12 protein-coding genes are annotated in these 18,144 nt (G+C 52.5%); 1 reads left to right on the top strand and 11 read right to left on the bottom strand.

The window, feature by feature from the left end; all coding sequences use genetic code 11:
- Nucleotides 1–3: 3 nt before the first annotated feature.
- The 10 genes from ETV65_RS11685 to tkt form a co-directional block, all read right to left on the bottom strand.
- Nucleotides 4–738: an oxidative stress defense protein gene (locus tag ETV65_RS11685; RefSeq protein WP_129953015.1), complete on the bottom strand. Its 735-nt coding sequence runs from the start codon at nt 736–738 to the stop codon at nt 4–6.
- 103 nt (nt 739–841) lie between these two features.
- Nucleotides 842–1,459, bottom strand: a complete 618-nt coding sequence (gene argO / locus ETV65_RS11690; RefSeq protein ID WP_129953016.1) for an arginine exporter ArgO — start codon at nt 1,457–1,459, stop codon at nt 842–844.
- 182 nt (nt 1,460–1,641) lie between these two features.
- Nucleotides 1,642–2,529 carry a small-conductance mechanosensitive channel MscS gene (gene mscS, locus ETV65_RS11695; RefSeq protein WP_129953017.1) on the bottom strand — a complete coding sequence of 296 codons (888 nt, stop codon included), beginning with the start codon at nt 2,527–2,529 and terminating at the stop codon, nt 1,642–1,644.
- A gap of 135 nt (nt 2,530–2,664) precedes the next feature.
- Nucleotides 2,665–3,933, bottom strand: a complete 1,269-nt coding sequence (locus tag ETV65_RS11700; protein WP_129953018.1) for an MFS transporter — start codon at nt 3,931–3,933, stop codon at nt 2,665–2,667.
- 60 nt (nt 3,934–3,993) lie between these two features.
- On the bottom strand, nt 3,994–7,092 hold the full coding sequence (locus ETV65_RS11705) for a beta-galactosidase (RefSeq protein WP_129953019.1): 3,099 nt from the start codon (nt 7,090–7,092) through the stop codon (nt 3,994–3,996).
- A gap of 134 nt (nt 7,093–7,226) precedes the next feature.
- Nucleotides 7,227–8,309 carry a LacI family DNA-binding transcriptional regulator gene (locus ETV65_RS11710; protein ID WP_129953020.1) on the bottom strand — a complete coding sequence of 361 codons (1,083 nt, stop codon included), beginning with the start codon at nt 8,307–8,309 and terminating at the stop codon, nt 7,227–7,229.
- Nucleotides 8,310–8,443: 134 nt separating this feature from the next.
- On the bottom strand, nt 8,444–9,523 hold the full coding sequence (fbaA, locus tag ETV65_RS11715; protein WP_013576802.1) for a class II fructose-bisphosphate aldolase: 1,080 nt from the start codon (nt 9,521–9,523) through the stop codon (nt 8,444–8,446).
- Between the two features lie 125 nt (nt 9,524–9,648).
- Entirely contained in the window at nt 9,649–10,815 is a 1,167-nt protein-coding gene (gene pgk, locus ETV65_RS11720) for a phosphoglycerate kinase (RefSeq protein WP_129953021.1), read from the bottom strand.
- Nucleotides 10,816–10,887: 72 nt separating this feature from the next.
- Nucleotides 10,888–11,904, bottom strand: a complete 1,017-nt coding sequence (gene epd / locus ETV65_RS11725) for an erythrose-4-phosphate dehydrogenase (RefSeq protein ID WP_129953022.1) — start codon at nt 11,902–11,904, stop codon at nt 10,888–10,890.
- A 499-nt stretch (nt 11,905–12,403) separates the two neighbouring features.
- Nucleotides 12,404–14,398: a transketolase gene (tkt, locus tag ETV65_RS11730; protein WP_129953023.1), complete on the bottom strand. Its 1,995-nt coding sequence runs from the start codon at nt 14,396–14,398 to the stop codon at nt 12,404–12,406.
- Between the two features lie 248 nt (nt 14,399–14,646).
- On the opposite strand from tkt, the gene ETV65_RS11735 reads away from it, so the two are divergent.
- Nucleotides 14,647–15,399, top strand: a complete 753-nt coding sequence (locus tag ETV65_RS11735) for a M48 family metallopeptidase (RefSeq protein WP_129953024.1) — start codon at nt 14,647–14,649, stop codon at nt 15,397–15,399.
- A 192-nt stretch (nt 15,400–15,591) separates the two neighbouring features.
- Here ETV65_RS11735 and speA read toward each other — a convergent pair whose 3' ends face one another.
- Nucleotides 15,592–17,571, bottom strand: coding sequence for a biosynthetic arginine decarboxylase (gene speA / locus ETV65_RS11740; protein ID WP_129953025.1), 1,980 nt, complete (start codon nt 17,569–17,571; stop codon nt 15,592–15,594).
- Nucleotides 17,572–18,144: the final 573 nt, after the last annotated feature.

Genomic DNA, 18,144 nt, shown 5'->3' on the forward strand with positions numbered 1-18,144 from the left:
TATTTACTGTGCGGGAGCCTGAGGCTGCAATTCGAAAACGACATCGACCTGATCGTCGAAGTGAATGCTTTGCTGCTCGTAGGTTTGCGCCACATCGCTCTGGCCTGCGGCTTCAGCCGTTTTATACATACGTGCAACCGGCATCGGCTGGTAGTTAGCAACGTGGTAACGGATGCTGTAAACCGGCCCCAGTTTGGTATGGAAACCTTCGGCCAGTGATTTTGCCTGCTGCGTGGCATTTTCGATGGCTTTCTGACGTGCTTCATCGCGGAATTTATCCGGATTGGCAACACCCAGTTCAACCGCACGCACTTCATTCAGACCTGATTTCAGTGCGCCATCCAGCAGTTCGTTCAGTTTGTCCAGCTGACGTAATGTTACCTGAACCTGACGTACTGCACGGTAGCCTTTCAGCTGCGACGTGCCGTCTTTCAGATAGTTGTATTCCGGCTGAGTACGCAGGTTGGCAGCATTAATATCTTTTTTCTCAATGCCGTTTTTTTGCAGGAAAGCAAAGTATTCCGCCACGCGTTCATCAGCCTGCTTCTTGGCGCTGGCCGAATCATTCGCTGACACGCTGACTTCAATCGCCAGCGTCGCGATATCCGGCGTGGCATCCACGCTTGCGGTGCCTGACGTGACGACGTGCGGCCCGGCAGGTAATTCTGCCGCCTGTAACGTCAACGGTAATGTCCCTAATCCCAACATCGCTGCTACAGCCAATGCTTTCAGTTTCACAGTGCCTCCATTAATCATCAAAGATCTGGCAATAGATAGGTCAAACAATCTGCGAAACCGTAGCATAATCCGTTGCAACAGAAACTAAGATTAGTGACAAAACTCAAAATACCCCGGTCTGACGGGCCAGTTGTATTGCAATCCCCCACATAATGACGCCGACGATAAAGTTTATCACCCGCTGCACTTTGCCGGTATTAAGCCATGGCGCGAGCATAGCGGCGAGAATAGCCAGCCCGAAGAACCATATCACTGACGCACTGACGGCACCGAGCGCAAACCACGAACGCTCATCATGGCTCAGGCTGCCGCCCAGACTGCCAAGCACCACGAATGTATCAAGATAAACGTGCGGATTCAGCCAGGTCACCGCCAGCATGCTGACGACAATTTTCCAGCGACTTTGCTTCGCCACTTCAGCCTGAGCCAGTTCGGGATTTTTGCTGAATGCCGTACGAAATGCACCCCAGCCATACCACAGTAAAAATGCCACACCGCCCCAGCTCACCAGCAACAGTAACGTCGGGGATTGGCTCAGCAACGCGCTGCCGCCAAAAATACCGCCGCAAATCAGCGCAATGTCACTCAGCGCGCACAAGCCGGCGATCATCAGATGATACTGACGGCGGATGCCCTGATTCATCACAAATGCATTTTGCGGGCCAATCGGTAAAATCATCGCGGCGCTCATCGCCAGTCCTTGCAGGAAAATTGCCAGCATAGGGATATCCTTCAGAGAATCAGTAACAGAGATTGCGCGCAGTGTAAGGGCTTAGCGGGCATAAGAGGAAATGGAAATTTCTAATCGGTCATTAGCCTGACTTATCAGCGACAGCGGGATATTTCAGGCATGAAAAAGGCGCCCGCAGGCGCCTGTGAAAATCCGAATCCGGAAAGGATCTCTTATTCGAACGTGCGTCGTTCTTCCTGCTGTCCGGCTGCCTTGCCCGCTACCTGATAAAGGTGAACATCCATTTGCGGGTAAGCAATATTGATATTGTTTTTATCCAGTGCACGTTTAAACGACTCCAGCAAATCCCATTTCACGTTCTGCGCATCACCGTTGTTGGTCCAGGCATACACGATGAAATTCAGGGTAGATGCCGCCATTTCGTTCAGACGAACCACGACACCTTTATCCTGCAAAACGCGCTGATCGGCAGTGATGATATCGGTCAGGATTTTTTTCACCAGATCAATGTCAGAATCATAACCTACGCCAACAGTCAGCTCGATACGGCTGGTCGGTTCGCGTGAATTGTTGATGATGTTACCGGCGATGATTTTGCCGTTTGGCACCACAATAATTTTGTTATCCGGTGTACGCAGGGTAGTGGAAAAAATTTGTACCTGAGTGACAGTACCGGCCACGCCGCCGAGGTCAACATATTCACCGGCACGGAACGGCCGGAAAATCACCAGCAGAACGCCCGCCGCAAAGTTAGACAGTGAGCCTTGTAATGCCAGACCGACGGCCAGACCGGCGGCACCGATGACGGCGATCACGGACGTGGTTTGCACGCCAATCCTTCCCAGAACCGCAATCAGCGTGAAGGCGATAATCGCGTAACGCACCATGGCGGAAAGAAAATCGGAAACCGTGATATCAATACCACGAACTTTTAACACCCGGCTGACGGCACCGGAAACGATGCGGGCGATAATCAGCCCCACAATCAGAATGAAGACTGCTGCCACAATATTCACGGCGTAATGAAGCAATAACGCCTGGTTTCTCACCAACCAGTTGCCAGCATTATTGATGCTGCCCACCACGTTCAAATCATCCATTTAAGGTACCCCAAAATTACACCCTCACGGGCTGCAAAAACTAAAGCTGCCCCGTTTAACGAGGCAGCAAGTGTTCTGTAAGGTTAACTAACAATGCGATGAAGTGCCAATTTCGTAACAAAGACTGCAGATAAATTAAGGATTTGCGTGGCTGTTTTTTAACGGTTCAGGGGTTTTGAATGCCTGAAGAGGGCCGCGACCGCTCAGCGTAAAGGCAGAAATCACCGTGAAGGTCAGCGCGACTAATCCGAGGATCAGATAGGTGCCATGGAAACCGATACGGTCATACATATTGCCCGCGAAAACGGACATAAAGATGATCGCCACCTGTTTGAAGAAACAGAAGGTCACCAGATAAATCGTCGCCGAGAAACGCACTTCAAACACTGAGGTGATGTACTTGAAGCAACCGACAATCAGGAACGGCACCTCAAACATATGCAAGGTTTTCAGCACCACCACTTCCAGCGGTGACGACGCGAAAGATGAACCGATGATACGCACGGACATAATAGCACCGGCCAGCAATAAAGCATTCTTGCCGCCAATCCGGTTCACAATCAGCGGTGCGAAGAACATGATGCTGGCGTTCAGCAGTTCGCCCATGGTGGTGACATAGCCAAAGACGCGCGTCCCTTCAGAAGATGACGCGAAGAAGGAGGTAAAGAAGTTAGCAAACTGCTGGTCAAATACGTCATACGTACAGGAGACGCCAATGACGTACAGCGCCAGGAACCACAGTTTTTTATCTTTCAGCAGTTCGACGGCCAGTTTGAAATTGAACGGTTTGCTGTTCGCCCCCAGTTCATTGACCACACGTGCGCTGGAGGTCACTTCCGGCCTGGCGATCAGCAACAGGATAGCAAGAATGACCGCACAGCCGGAGCCGAGCCAGAATACGAATTCATTGTTAATGGTAAACATGATGCCGACCACCGATGCGCACAGCGCCCAGCCGACACAGCCGAACATGCGTGCACGGCCAAATTCAAAGCTGCTGCGGCGACTGACTTTCTCGATATAGGCTTCAATCGCAGGTGCACCGGCGTTGTAAATCAGACCCAGGTAAATCCCGCCCACTACCGATCCAAGGTAAATATTTATTTTCAGTAACGGGCCAAATACATAAATAAAGAATGGCGCGAACAGGATCAGCATGCCGGTGATGATCCACAGCAAATGCTTTTTCAACCCCAGTTTATCGGCCAGTAAACCAAACACCGGCTGGAACAACAGCGAGAACAACGAAATACTGGCGAAGATGATGCCGGTGTCACTTTTGCTGATCTGGTTGATGTCATGCAGCCAGATCGGGAAAAACGGAAAATAGGCTCCCATGATGAAAAAGTAAAAGAAGAAGAACAGCCCGAACATCCAAAAGTTAGTATTTTTCAGGTAATACATAAGCAGATTCCTTACGTCTGAATACTGCGCTGCGGCGGGTTAAGGCCGCAGCGCGGGATATCAGGCACGCTTCCAGGTGAACGAATAATGATACTGACCGGCCGTCAGCAGGAAATCAGGACTGACGCTCGGGCTCCAGGAATCATCACCGCCGACCCCCATATGGAAGCCGTCGATGTTCAGCCATGTGCCCTCTTCTTCACGCAATAAGTGACGATGGCTGCTATTCATCAGCTGTTGCAGGCTGTAGCGGCTCAGACCGAAGTGGAAGTTTCCACGCAGCTTCCATCCGGCGTAATCCAGTTCGCGGGTTTCTCCACGCAGGCCATTTTCGGTCGGGAAAACGTACGGCGTGTACATCTCTGTCAGTGGCAACGTCCAGCGCCCGTGCTGCGCCGCCAGACGGCGGTCAGGATAATTCTCGTGCGGTCCCAGTCCCAGCCAGCTGACGTTTTCTGCGGTGTCCGCCAGCTGGCAGGTCATGCCAATGCGACCCGGCGACGGTACATTTGACGCCACGCGGACATCGGCGCTGATATGCAGTTCGCCCTGATTATCGATGCGGAAAATCTTACGGCTCAGCAGTCGCGTTTCTTCCCCCGCCATGAATGCGTGGGTGGTGGTGATCACCACGCTGTCCTGTAACTGGTCGGCACAGATGTTTAATAAACGCGGTTCCAGCTGGTACATACCCGCCGCTTTCCAGCGTTCAACCCAGGCATTTGGATCAATACGGGTGACTTCGCTGACGCCGATATCGTTATCCACCGGCGCACGGATAAACTGGTCGCGCAGCGCACTCAGCAGACGCCGCGTTGAGCCATCAAACCACTGTTCCAGCAGTCCGCTTTGCTGGCTGAACTGCCAGCGCTGTGTGCCATGTGCTACCGTAATCAGGCCGTTTTGCTGCTCCAGTACCGGTGCAACAGCAGAAATTTTCTCCGTTACCTGTAAGGTCATTGGCTGCGGCAATTGCCATTGATCCCAGGCGCTGCGGTGCCCGGCTTCTGACCAGGCGGTCGCCTGCGGCTGATGCACTGCCACGTTCAGCCACAAATCCCCTTCCGACGAGGGAATATCGCCCAGATTCAGGGTTTGTTTGCCGTTTGGCGCGATATCTAACACCGCTTCGCCCTGCGAAATGACCTCACCGTCATGTTCGATACGCCAGACCAGTTGTTCGTTATCACTGTGGCGGAACAGATATTCGCTCTGAATTTCCAGCATCAGCGGCGAGGTGCTGATCAGCGAAAACTGGAAGAATTGCTGGGCGCGCTGCGCTTCAAACAAGGACGGATGCGGCGTACGGTCAGCAAACACCAGACCGTTCATGCAGAACTGACGGTCATTGGGCGTATCGCCAAAGTCACCGCCGTAGGCCATATAACGCTCGCCGTTATCGCCGGTGCGCAGCAGGCTCTGATCGACCCAGTCCCAGACAAAACCGCCCTGCAGACGCGGAAACTGGCGGAACGCTTGCCAGTATTTATCGAAGCCGCCAAAGCTGTTGCCCATCGCGTGGGCGTATTCGCAGAGGATCAGCGGACGGGTTTCATCCGGCATGCTGATCCATTTTTTAATCGACCATTTAGGTACGGCCGGGAACGGCTGATCCTGCTCAACACGGGAATACATCGGGCAGATAATGTCGGTTGCCGCACTGTTGGCTCCGCCGCCTTCGTACTGCACCGGACGGGTGGGATCAACAGACTTGATCCAGCGATAAAGTGCATCGTGATTCGCGCCATGACCGGACTCATTGCCCAGTGACCAGATGATGATGCACGGATGGTTGCGGTCGCGCTGAACCATACGCGTCACACGTTCGCTGAACGCGTTGAACCAGACCGGATCGTCCGAAAGACGGTTCATTGGCTGCATGCCGTGAGTTTCGATATTGGCTTCATCGACCACATACAGGCCATATTCATCGCAAAGTTTGTACCAAAGCGGATGGTTCGGATAATGCGAGCAGCGTACGGCGTTGAAGTTATGCTGTTTCATCAGCACGATGTCGCGGCGCATGGTGGCTTCGTCCATCACCTGACCGTTTTCAGGGTGATGCTCGTGGCGGTTGGTGCCGCGGATCAACACCGGCTGGCCGTTCACTTTCAGTAGCCCGTTGCTGATTTCTACCTGACGGAAGCCCACATCGCAGGCTTCAGCTTCAATCAGCTGCCCCTGCGGAGAAATCAGGGAAACGACAGCGCGATAAAGGGCGGGCTGTTCAGCACTCCACAACGCAGGCTGGCTGACCGGCAAACGCAGCGTGGTTCGGTCAAATGCCGACCCGCGCTCATCAATGATTTCGCTGCCGAGTGGTTGCTGATGCTGTGTGACCGGTTTATCGCCCTGCCACAACTCGACGCGCACCTGATAATCAGCCGCTGTTTTCGGCGGCACGGCAGCGCTGACCCGTACTTCCAGTTCGGCCTGCGTGAAGCCATGAAACAGATGCGTGCGCACCTGTAAATCGGTAATCTGCTCCGCCGGTTTATGCAGCAAGGTGACGTCGCGGAAGATCCCACTCATCCGCCACATATCCTGATCTTCCAGATAACTGCCGTCACTCCAGCGCAGCACCATGACCGCCAGACGGTTTTCACCGGCGTGCAGTACACCACTAAGATCGAATTCCGCCGGTAAACGGCTGTCCTGTGAATACCCGATCCACCGGCCGTTACACCATAAATAGAAAGCAGAGTTAACGCCGTTGAACACAATGCGCGTCTGCCCGCTGCTCAGCCAGTCATTATCCACAGAAACTGTGAGCGAGTAACAACCCGTAGGATTTTCTTCCGGTACAAACGGCGGATTGACGGGGATCGGATACTGCACATTGGTATAAATCGGTGCGTCATAACCTGCCAGTTGCCAGTTTGATGGCACCTGCACAGCGTCGGCACCTGCCAGATCCTGTTGCAGCCATTGCTCCGGCACGGCTTCAGGACGGTTAAAATAGCTGAATGCCCACTCGCCATTCAGGCTACGGATGTTTCCTGAAGCCTTATTATCTCTCGCTTCTTCTGCATCCCGCCAGCTGTTAAACGGCGGGTGTGCAGGTAACCTGTTGCACTGTGTCGAGGCCGGTTTTTCCCAGTCACGGCGGGCCAGAACAGTGGCCAGCGATGATAATTTATCTTCCGCTGATGTTGTCATAATATCTCCCCGGTAAATTGTTATGCGCTCACAATATGATAAACATGCGTAACCCGGACGAGTAAGTAAAGCGGAGGTATGCGGGAAAGGGACGCGGATCACAAATTCCGCGTCATGGGAGGGTTAAATCCGGTTCAGAGCGCGCTAAGCTGACGCGCGATGCGGATCAGCTCCTGCGATAAGGCTTCCTGTGACACCGGGTTTGTGCCCGGTCTGGCGGTCGTGTGGCGTTCAACCAAAGAAGTGGGCAGTAACAGCGAGGATTGCTGATGATCGCCATGCGTATGCAGATGCTCCACCAGCCGGTTAATGCTTTCGTGACCGAGCAGGCGGAAATCCTGTTTGATTGTGGTCAGCGGCGGGAAGAAAAATGCGCTGTCTTCAGTATCGTCATAACCCATCACCGAAATTTGTTCCGGTACCCGCAGACCAAACTCATGGACAGCACGCAGAACGCCGAGCGCCATCTGGTCATTGGCAACCAGAATCGCCGTAGGACGTTCGGGCTGACTGAGCAACAATAATGCCTGCTGATAACCCGAAGCCGCGCTCCAGTCACCATGCTGAACCGCACAGGGCGTAATATCGTGCAATGCCAGCGTCTTCAGCCAGCCTTCATAACGCAGCCGTGCAGAGATGGACTCGAGCGGGCCGGTCAGTACGGCAATCTGCTGATGCCCGAGCGCCAGTAAATGCGCCACGCCCTGCTCTGCCCCGCAGTGAGGATCGAACAGAATTTTGAACACATCAGCTTCAGGATCTACATCCAGAAACAACGCCGGTAAGTTGCCGCACAACTGCGCAATAGCCCCCGCATCGTCATTCGACAACGGCACGTTAATCAGCACGCCATCTACCCGCTGCGACATCAATTCGTTTACTGCCGTACGACAGGCGGTCAGGCTCAGGTTATCAATCATCGAAATCACAACGTTGAAGCCTAACTGATTAGCACGGGTTTTCATCGCTGACGCAATTTGTGACGGCGCATGCAATGCCAGCTCAGTGGTCGCCAGACCCAGCGTATAACTTTGTTTCCCCGCCAGTTGCTGTGCGACACGGTTCGGAACGTAATTGAGCGCCGCCATTGCCTGTTCGACTTTATTACGCGTTCTGACCGACACATGCGCAGCCTGATTCAGTACACGCGAAACGGTCTGATAAGACACACCGGCGTGGCGCGCAACATCATCGAGGGTGACAGATTTTGGCTTCATGGCTCTCTCTTCGGGATTCTGGCGAAATACTGATACGGGCTATTGTGGCCGGAAAACAGGCCATAAAAAAGGGGCCGAAGCCCCTTTGACGATTATCCTCACATTCCGGTGGTCAAGCACCGGAAGGATAAGAATTACAGTACGTCGATCGCGTTCAGTTCTTTGAATGCCAGTTCCAGGCGAGTCACCATGGAAGACTGTGCAGAACGCAGCCATACGCGCGGGTCATAGAATTTCTTGTTAGGTTTGTCCGCGCCTTCCGGGTTACCCAACTGACCTTGCAGGTAAGCTTCGTTTTTCTTGTAGAACTGCAGAATACCGTCCCAGTTAGCCCACTGAGTGTCGGTATCGATGTTCATTTTGATAACACCGTAACCTACAGATTCTTTGATTTCTGCTGCAGTTGAACCGGAACCGCCGTGGAATACGAAGTTCAGGCTGTTGTGTGGCAGGTTGTGTTTCTTGCACACGTATTCCTGAGAATCACGCAGGATCGTTGGAGTCAGTTTAACGTTACCTGGTTTGTAAACACCGTGTACGTTACCGAATGACGCAGCGATAGTGAAACGCGGGCTGATAGCGTTCAGTTTTTCGTAAGCGTAATCAACGTCTTGTGGCTGAGTGTACAGTGCTGATGCGTCCATATGGCTGTTGTCCACGCCATCTTCTTCACCGCCGGTGCAACCCAGTTCGATTTCCAGAGTCATGTCGATTTTTGCCATGCGAGCTAAGTACTTGCTGCAAATTTCGATGTTTTCTTCCAGAGATTCTTCAGACAGGTCAATCATGTGAGAAGAGAACAGTGGCTTACCGGTTTTCGCGTAATGCGCTTCACCCGCGTCCAGCAGACCGTCGATCCATGGCAGCAGTTTTTTCGCGCAGTGGTCGGTGTGCAGGATAACCGGCACGCCATAATGTTCTGCCATCTGATGCACATGGTGTGCGCCAGAGATTGCGCCCAGAATTGCCGCACCTTGTGGTACGTCAGTTTTCAGGCCTTTACCTGCGATAAACGCAGCGCCACCGTTAGAGAACTGAACGATAACCGGTGAACGAACTTTCGCAGCCGCTTCGAGCACGGCATTGATGGAGTCGGTGCCTACGCAGTTAACCGCTGGCAGAGCAAATTTGTTTTCTTTAGCGATAGCGAAAACTTTCTGTACATCATCACCAGTGATAACGCCTGGTTTTACGAAATCAAAAATTTTAGACATAGTTCTTTGTCCTGTTTCGTCGGCCGTAGATGGATTGAATCGGTTTGCTATGTCGCGCGGGTTCCACTGTGCAGCCCCCCGCGCGGCAAAGAAGAACGGACAGCATTACGCTCCCCGTTCAGGGTTCATGACTTCTTAGCACGCTCTTCCAGCATCACAACCGCTGGCAGTGCTTTCCCTTCAACGAATTCCAGGAATGCGCCACCGCCAGTGGAGATATAGGAAATTTTGTCAGCGATACCGAACAGATCGATAGCCGCCAGTGTGTCGCCGCCGCCTGCGATAGAAAATGCTTCGCTGTCAGCAATAGCCTGCGCCACAATTTCGGTCCCTTTACGGAAGTTAGGGAACTCGAACACGCCTACAGGACCATTCCACAGAATGGTTTTAGCGTTTTTAATGATCTCAGCCAGACGATTTGCAGACTCATCGCCCATGTCGAGAATTTGTTCATCATCTTTGATGTCTTTAACAGACTTCACGGTAGCCGTTGCAGTTTCAGAGAACTCCGTCGCTACGCGAACATCGGTAGGAACAGGAATGTCGCAGGTTTCCAGCAATTTGCTTGCGGTGCCGACCAGGTCTGCTTCGTACAGGGATTTCCCGACGTTGTTGCCTTGAGCAGCCACGAAGGTGTTCGCGATACCACCGCCAACGATCAGCTGGTCAGCGATTTTGGACAGGGAATCCAGAACGGTCAGTTTGGTAGAAACTTTAGAACCACCCACGATAGCGACCATCGGACGGGCCGGGTTACCCAGCGCTTTACCCAGTGCTTCCAGTTCTGCAGACAACAGCGGACCGGCACAGGCGATAGGTGCAAACTTGCCCACGCCGTGAGTAGAAGCTTGTGCGCGGTGCGCAGTACCGAATGCGTCCATCACATAGATGTCACACAGGGCAGCATATTTTTTGGACAGGGTTTCGTCGTCTTTCTTTTCGCCTTTGTTGAAGCGAACGTTTTCCAGAACAACCAGCTCGCCTTCGGCAACTTCAACGCCATCCAGATAGTCTTTAGCCAGACGTACAGGAGAAGACAGTTTGTCTTTCAGGTAGTTAACAACCGGCAGCAGAGAAAACTCTTCGTTATATTCGCCTTCAGTCGGACGACCCAGATGCGAGGTAACCATCACACGTGCACCTTGTTTAAGGGCAATTTCGATGGTAGGTAAAGAAGCGCGGATACGTGCATCTGACGTTACTTTGCCATCTTTAACTGGCACGTTCAGATCGGCACGGATCAGTACGCGTTTACCCGCTAAATCCAGATCGCTCATCTTAATAACAGACATGGTGAATCCTCTCGTTGATTCTCTTTAAAGTTGCTTGAAGGCAGTTTCGGCCGGAAAGCCGGAACAGCCGTACTAGAAACCGCTGGCAGACATTGCCAATGTTGTATCCAACATTCTGTTGGCAAAACCCCACTCGTTATCGCACCAGACCAGTGTCTTAATCAGGTGCTGTCCACTTACCCGCGTCTGCGTTCCATCTACGATGGCGCTATGGGGATCATGGTTAAAATCTGTCGAGACTAATGGTAGTTCGGTATAGTCAACAATACCACGAAAAGCACCTGTTGCGGCCTTTTGCAGCAGCTGGTTAACCTCGCCTACCGTCACAGCACCCTCGACAAATACGCTTAAATCAATGGCGGTGACATTGATTGTCGGCACACGCACCGAGATCGCTTCAAAGCGATCGCAGAATTTTGGCATGATGCGCGTGATCCCTGCGGCCAGTTTGGTATCAACCGGGATAATGGACTGGCTGGCGGCGCGCGTACGGCGTAAATCCGCATGGTACGCATCGATCACCGGCTGATCATTCATTGAGGAATGAATGGTCGTTACCGTGCCGGACTCAATGCCAAAAGCATCATCGAGCAGTTTGATCACAGGGATAATACAGTTGGTGGTGCAGGACGCATTGGACACAATGCGGTGCTGACGTTCGAGCAAGGCGTGGTTCACGCCGTAAACCACCGTGGCGTCAAGATCATGGCCGCCAGGATGCGCGAACAGAATTTTTTTAGCGCCGGCCGCAAGCTGGGCTTCACCGTCTGCACGGCTGCCATAGACACCGGTGCAATCAAGCACGACGTCAATGCTCAGTTCACCCCATGGCAACTGGCTGGCATCAGACTGATGAAGTAAACGGATGGAGTCATCGCCTACGTAAAGGTTTTCACCTTCCTGGCGGACATCCCAGGCGAAACGCCCGTGGCTGGAATCGTATTTAAGCAGATGAGCCATGCCTTCAGGGCTGGCAATTTCATTGATGGCAATGACGGAGATTTCCGCCCGGCGACCGGATTCGTATAACGCGCGCAATACGCTACGGCCAATGCGACCAAAGCCATTAATTGCAATACGTATTGGCATACATCTCCCTGTTACACGGTTGTTACTCAATATCAGTAACACCTATAGTAATGCAGCGTGCGTTTACGGTGAATCACCATCATCATTTGTCCGCACAAAGCCTGCGGCAGAAAAGCGTCAGTTTCAGGCACGATAACAACCTGGTAAGGATGTTAAGCTCAAATAGCCCGACTGAAACGGTTCAGCTGAGAATAAACCAAACGGTGAATAAAAGGAATAATTCGTAGAAGAAGGCCGCATTAATCGCTCCGATTGCTGAAAAAAACACCAGCCAATTCGGTGTATTCACAGTGATTTTACTTTTTCATCACCTTTTCGACAGTGATTTTCCTCATAAACCGACGGATTGAAACAGTTCCGGCATGTAGGCAGTGTAACCGAGCCCGCATCGGAACGGTTTGACCTGTGTCATTTCGCGCGAAACTGAGAACGGGTACCGGAAAACACAGGCGAAAAAAAAGCACCCGAAGGTGCTTTTAACGGCATAAGAAATGCGGAGTTACTTCAGTAACGCCTGTGCCTGAGCAACAACGTTATCAACAGTGAAACCGAACTCTTTGAACAACAACTCTGCCGGAGCAGATTCGCCGAAGCTATGCATACCGACGATTGCACCGTTCAGGCCGACGTATTTGAACCAGTAATCAGCGATACCGGCTTCAACCGCAACACGGGCAGAAACGGCTTTCGGCAAGACCGATTCACGGTAAGCTGCGTCTTGTTTGTCGAAGGCATCCGTAGACGGCATGGAAACCACACGCACTTTGGTGCCCGCAGCAGCCAGTTTGTCAGCCGCTTCAACAGTGATACCCACTTCAGAACCGGTGGCAATCAGGATCACGTCCGGCGTACCGTCGCAATCTTTCAGCACGTAACCCCCGCGCGCCACGTTGGCCAGTTGTTCAGGCGTACGTGGTTGCTGGGTCAGGTTCTGACGGGAGAAGATCAGGGTAACCGGGCCGTCGTTACGCTCAATCGCGTATTTCCATGCCACAGCAGATTCAACCTGATCCGCAGGACGCCAGGTGCTCATGTTTGGCGTAACGCGCAGGCTGGCAATTTGCTCAACCGGCTGGTGCGTCGGGCCGTCTTCGCCCAGACCGATGGAGTCATGGGTGTACACGAAAACGTTGCGGATTTTCATCAGTGCCGCCATACGCACCGCGTTACGCGCGTATTCCACAAACATCAGGAAAGTCGCAGAATACGGCAGGAAACCGCCATGCAGCGCGATACCGTTGGTGATTGCTGTCATACCGAATTCACGCACGCCATAATGGATGTAGTTACCCGCCTGATCGTCGCCGATAGACTTCGAACCAGACCACATGGTCAGGTTGCTGGGTGCCAGGTCAGCAGAGCCGCCCAGGAACTCAGGCAACACTTTACCAAAAGCTTCCAGCGCATTCTGGGAGGCTTTACGGCTGGCGATGTTTGCAGGGTTAGCCTGCAGCTGTTCGATGAATTTCTGTGCTTCAGTTTCCCAGTTTGCTGGCAGCTCGCCGTTCACACGACGTTTGAACTCTTTTGCCAGCTCAGGATAGGCTTTCGCATAGGCATCAAACTTGTCGTTCCACGCGGCTTCTTTGGCTTTACCGGCTTCTTTCGCATCCCACTGCGCATAGATATCTTGCGGGATTTCAAAGGCGGCATATTTCCAGCCCAGCGCTTCACGGGTAGCGGCTACTTCAGCTGCGCCCAGTGCGGCACCATGTACATCGTGAGTACCGGCTTTGTTCGGCGAACCGAAACCGATCACGGTTTTACACATCAGCAGGGAAGGTTTGTCGGTAACTTTATGCGCTTCTTCAATGGCCGCTTTGATGGAGTCAGGATTATGACCATCAACACCGCGGACTACGTGCCAGCCGTAAGCTTCGAAACGTGCCGCGGTATCGTCGGTGAACCAGCCTTCTACGTGACCATCAATAGAGATACCGTTGTCATCATAAAACGCGGTCAGTTTGCCGAGTTTCATGGTACCGGCCAGTGAACACACTTCGTGAGAAATGCCTTCCATCATGCAGCCGTCGCCCAGAAACGCGTAGGTCTGGTGATCGACAATGTCATGGCCTGGTTTGTTGAACTGTGCTGCCAGCGTACGTTCTGCAATAGCGAAACCGACGGCATTCGCGATGCCCTGTCCCAGCGGACCGGTGGTGGTTTCAACGCCAGGCGTATAACCGTATTCCGGATGGCCCGGGGTTTTAGAGTGCAGCTGACGGAAATTAGCCAGTTCGCTCATCGGCAGATCATAGCCGGTGAGATGCAGCAGGCTGTAAATCAGCATAGAACCATGACCATTGGACAGCACGAAACGGTCACGGTCCGCCCAGTGCGGGTTAGTCGGGTTATGATTAAGGTAATCGCGCCACAGCACTTCGGCAATGTCTGCCATGCCCATAGGGGCACCAGGGTGGCCGGAATTCGCTTTCTGCACGGCATCCATACTAAGTGCGCGAATAGCGTTCGCAAGCTCTTTACGAGAGGACATGTTCTACTCCAGGTCGGATTAAAAAAGCAGTCAAGAAAGTCATTTTCTCAGACTCGGCATTAAAACGGCAATCTCTAATCACTCTCGTGATTAAGTTCACAAAATCCGCTTTTAAATCAGTGCGTTTTTTCGGACTTACACTATAGATCGTGCACTGCCAAAAACCTATCTTAACGCTATCCTTACAGTCAGAGCCTTTTTCAGGCTGTATTCGCTGTTTTGTTAACTTTCTCCGGGAACCCAAATTGATGAAATTTCACCCTGTTATGTTGAGCCTTTTTGCCGCATCGCTGGTCAGTGGCTGCGCTAATGTCAATACCGATACCTTAATGCAGTCCGGCGCGCAGGCTTATCAGGCCTATACGCTGAGTGACGCCGACGTTAAAACACTGAGCGTACAATCCTGCGAGGAGATGGATAAAAAGGCACAAATTGCTCCCGACAGCAGTGAATACGCACAACGCCTGAAAAAAATCTCGGCGGCACTGGGTGATAACATTAATGGCACCCCTGCCAACTATAAGGTTTACCTGACCAAAGACGTCAACGCCTGGGCGATGGCGAACGGCTGCATCCGTGTTTACAGCGGCCTGATGGATATGATGAATGACAATGAAGTGGAAGGCGTTCTCGGTCATGAAATGGGCCACGTCGCGCTCGGTCACACCCGCAAAGCCATGCAGGTCGCTTACAGTGCTACCGCAGCACGCTCTGCAATTTCTTCGCTTGGTGGCGTCAGCGCCACCTTGTCGCAGTCACAACTGGCGGACCTGGGCGAGAAATATGTTAACGCACAGTTCTCCCAGAAGCAGGAATCCGAAGCGGACGATTATTCTTTCGATCTGCTGAAAAAACGGGGTATTGATCCGACAGGTCTGGCGACCAGTTTTGAGAAGCTGGCCAAACTGGATCAGGGGAGCAGTATCGGCTGGTTTGACGATCACCCGTCTTCAGAGGCACGTGCGAAACATATACGTGAACGTATCGCTGCCGGAAAATAACCCCATTAAGGCGCAAAATGTTGCGCCTTTCACTTTCATTTCGCACAACAATGATTTCTGCTTCATGGTTAATAAAGAAATAATTTTACCTATCAATATAAAATACGTTCACGAAATAAGTAACGAAAGCAGGACGTAAAAACGCCCGGACAAGCCGGGCGTTGAGGCGCAGAGAATAAAAGAACCGGACTTTTATTCGTCTTCCAGATAGGTATAACCGTATAAACCGGCTTCGAACTCTTCGACAAACTGGGCCTGCAATTCGGCATCCAAATCTGTTTCTTTCACCTGATCGCGGAAGCGGGAAAGCAATACGTTAGGATCCAATTGCACGTATTCCAGCATGTCCGCAACCGTATCGCCTTCATCTGACTGCTGCACTTCAATGCTGCCGTCAGGGAAGACAAACACATCCACCGCAGCAGTGTCGCCGAACAGGTTATGCATGTTGCCGAGAATTTCCTGATACGCACCGACCATAAAGAAACCCAGCACCGGCGGATTCTCAGGGTCATACGGCGGCATTGGCATGGTGGTCGCGACGCCGTCACCGTCGATATAGTGATCGATAGTACCGTCGGAGTCACAGGTGATGTCCAGCAGTACCGCACGGCCTACAGGCGGTTTATCCAGACCTTCCAGCGGCAGAACCGGGAACAACTGATCGATACCCCATGCATCCGGCATCGACTGGAACAGCGAGAAGTTGACGTACAGTTTGTCCGCCATACGTTCCTGCAATTCGTCAATAATCGGGCGGTGAGCACGGTTACTCGGATCCAGCTGATCCTGAATTTTATTACAGATATTCAGGTAGATATCTTCCGCCCAGGCACGCTGCGTCAGATCCAAAATTCCGTGCGCATATTGTGAATGGACATCGTGCAGGTCCATCTGGCTGTCGTGCAGCCATTCACGAAGCGAGCGCCGGTTTTCCGGATCGTGCATTTCGTTCCAGGTATCCCACATGCTGCCCAGCGCACGCGGTGCATCCGGTTCAGGTGCCGCCGGCTCTTTAAACTCATTGCGCTCAACACCAATGACATTCGACACCAGCACAGTATGGTGCGCGGTCACGGCACGACCAGACTCAGTGATCACCGTCGGATGCGGCAAACCATGTTCGTTACAGGCGTCGCCGATCCCCCAGATAACGTTATTGGCATATTCATTCAGGCCATAGTTCACCGAGCAATCAGACTGTGAACGGGTTCCTTCGTAATCCACACCCAGGCCACCGCCCACGTCGAAGCACTGAATATTAACGCCCAGTTTGTGCAGTTCTACGTAGAAACGCGCGGATTCACGTACACCGGTCGAGATGTCACGAATATTCGCCAGCTGTGAACCCAGGTGGAAATGCAGCAGTTGCAGGCTTTCCAGACGCCCTGCCTCACGCAACATTTCGACCAGTTGCAGAACCTGAGAGGCTGCCAGGCCAAACTTAGATTTCTCGCCACCGCTGGACTGCCATTTACCGGAGCCCTGTGAGGACAGACGCGCACGCACGCCCAGACGCGGAACAACGTTCAGGCGTTCAGCTTCTTCCAGCACCAGTTTAATCTCAGTCATCTTCTCGATAACCAGATAAACCTTGTGCCCGAGTTTCTCGCCGATCAGGGCCAGACGGATGTATTCACGGTCTTTATAACCGTTACAGACGATCACGGAACGGGTCATCCCGGCGTGCGCCAGCACGGCCATCAGCTCAGCTTTTGAGCCGGCTTCCAGACCCAGCGGTTCACCCGATTCCACCAGCGATTCAATGACACGGCGGTGCTGGTTGACCTTAATCGGGTACACCAGGAAGTAGTCACCCTCGTAGCCAAAAGATTCACGCGCACGTTTAAAGGCGGCGTTAATCGAACGCAGACGGTGCTGTAGAATTTGTGGGAAACAGAACAATGCCGGCAGACGCTGACCGTCCTGTTCCCGCATGTCTTTTACCAGTTGTGCCAGATCGACACGGGCAGAAGGCTCGTCTGGATCCGGGCAAACACTGATGTGGCCCAGTTCATTGACGTCATAATAATTGTTACCCCAATAGGCAACGTTGTAAGTGCGCAGCATCTTGCTGGCATCACGATCGTTCACGGCAACCTCCTGCATGGAGCGCAAAAAAACAGTATCGTCCGAATGTGGCGGACGGTGGGACTGGATGTCATCAGACATAGGTAAATCCTCTTTCTATACTGACAACATGGCCAGCCACTATCGCAGTAACAACAGGTGAGAACAACCCGCAAGCCTGGCTTTCAGACAGGATAAAACCCTGTGTGCCGCAGCCATAGGACTGTTTTCTACTCATATCATTGTAAAACACGTTTTTAGACTCCGTGTAACGAGTCGGGAGAAATCAGGGACGGATGCCCCGGGAGATCGCAGGCTACATCAGTTATATGTCGGAAGTGCGATGTACACACAGCCGGGTTTACTGAGCAGCGTACAGATGTCGGCGGCTGACCTGTCTATAGTCAGACTGTCTGTAACATCGAAGAGATAACAGACGTTTTGCTAACAGAAATGCTGAGGAGAATGCTGCAGGGCGCAATGAAGGCTGCAGGGGATGCTGTTGAAATGTTACAAGCGGTAAAAAGTGGGTCATTAAACTAACCACCTCCACACGTGCCACGCATCACCCGCGGGCATTCGAGCTGAGAAAACAGTAATTACTGGAATACGCTGCATCTGCAGGGCCTGCAGAAATATGCATAGCGCGCGCCGTTTATACCGGCAACCCGCTGT

The organism is Rahnella sp. RFA10(1/100) (genome assembly GCF_004195115.1).
GTDB classification, from domain to species: Bacteria; Pseudomonadota; Gammaproteobacteria; order Enterobacterales; family Enterobacteriaceae; genus Rahnella; species Rahnella perminowiae.

Bases quoted from the DNA above. Each gene is read 5' to 3' on its own strand.
- argO (WP_129953016.1), bottom strand. From the start codon at position 1,459: ATGCTGGCAATTTTCCTGCAAGGACTGGCGATGAGCGCCGCGATGATT.
- mscS (WP_129953017.1), bottom strand. From the start codon at position 2,529: ATGGATGATTTGAACGTGGTGGGCAGCATCAATAATGCTGGCAACTGG.
- ETV65_RS11700 (WP_129953018.1), bottom strand. From the start codon at position 3,933: ATGTATTACCTGAAAAATACTAACTTTTGGATGTTCGGGCTGTTCTTC.
- ETV65_RS11705 (WP_129953019.1), bottom strand. From the start codon at position 7,092: ATGACAACATCAGCGGAAGATAAATTATCATCGCTGGCCACTGTTCTG.
- ETV65_RS11710 (WP_129953020.1), bottom strand. From the start codon at position 8,309: ATGAAGCCAAAATCTGTCACCCTCGATGATGTTGCGCGCCACGCCGGT.
- fbaA (WP_013576802.1), bottom strand. From the start codon at position 9,523: ATGTCTAAAATTTTTGATTTCGTAAAACCAGGCGTTATCACTGGTGAT.
- pgk (WP_129953021.1), bottom strand. From the start codon at position 10,815: ATGTCTGTTATTAAGATGAGCGATCTGGATTTAGCGGGTAAACGCGTA.
- epd (WP_129953022.1), bottom strand. From the start codon at position 11,904: ATGCCAATACGTATTGCAATTAATGGCTTTGGTCGCATTGGCCGTAGC.
- tkt (WP_129953023.1), bottom strand. From the start codon at position 14,398: ATGTCCTCTCGTAAAGAGCTTGCGAACGCTATTCGCGCACTTAGTATG.
- ETV65_RS11735 (WP_129953024.1), top strand. From the start codon at position 14,647: ATGAAATTTCACCCTGTTATGTTGAGCCTTTTTGCCGCATCGCTGGTC.
- speA (WP_129953025.1), bottom strand. From the start codon at position 17,571: ATGTCTGATGACATCCAGTCCCACCGTCCGCCACATTCGGACGATACT.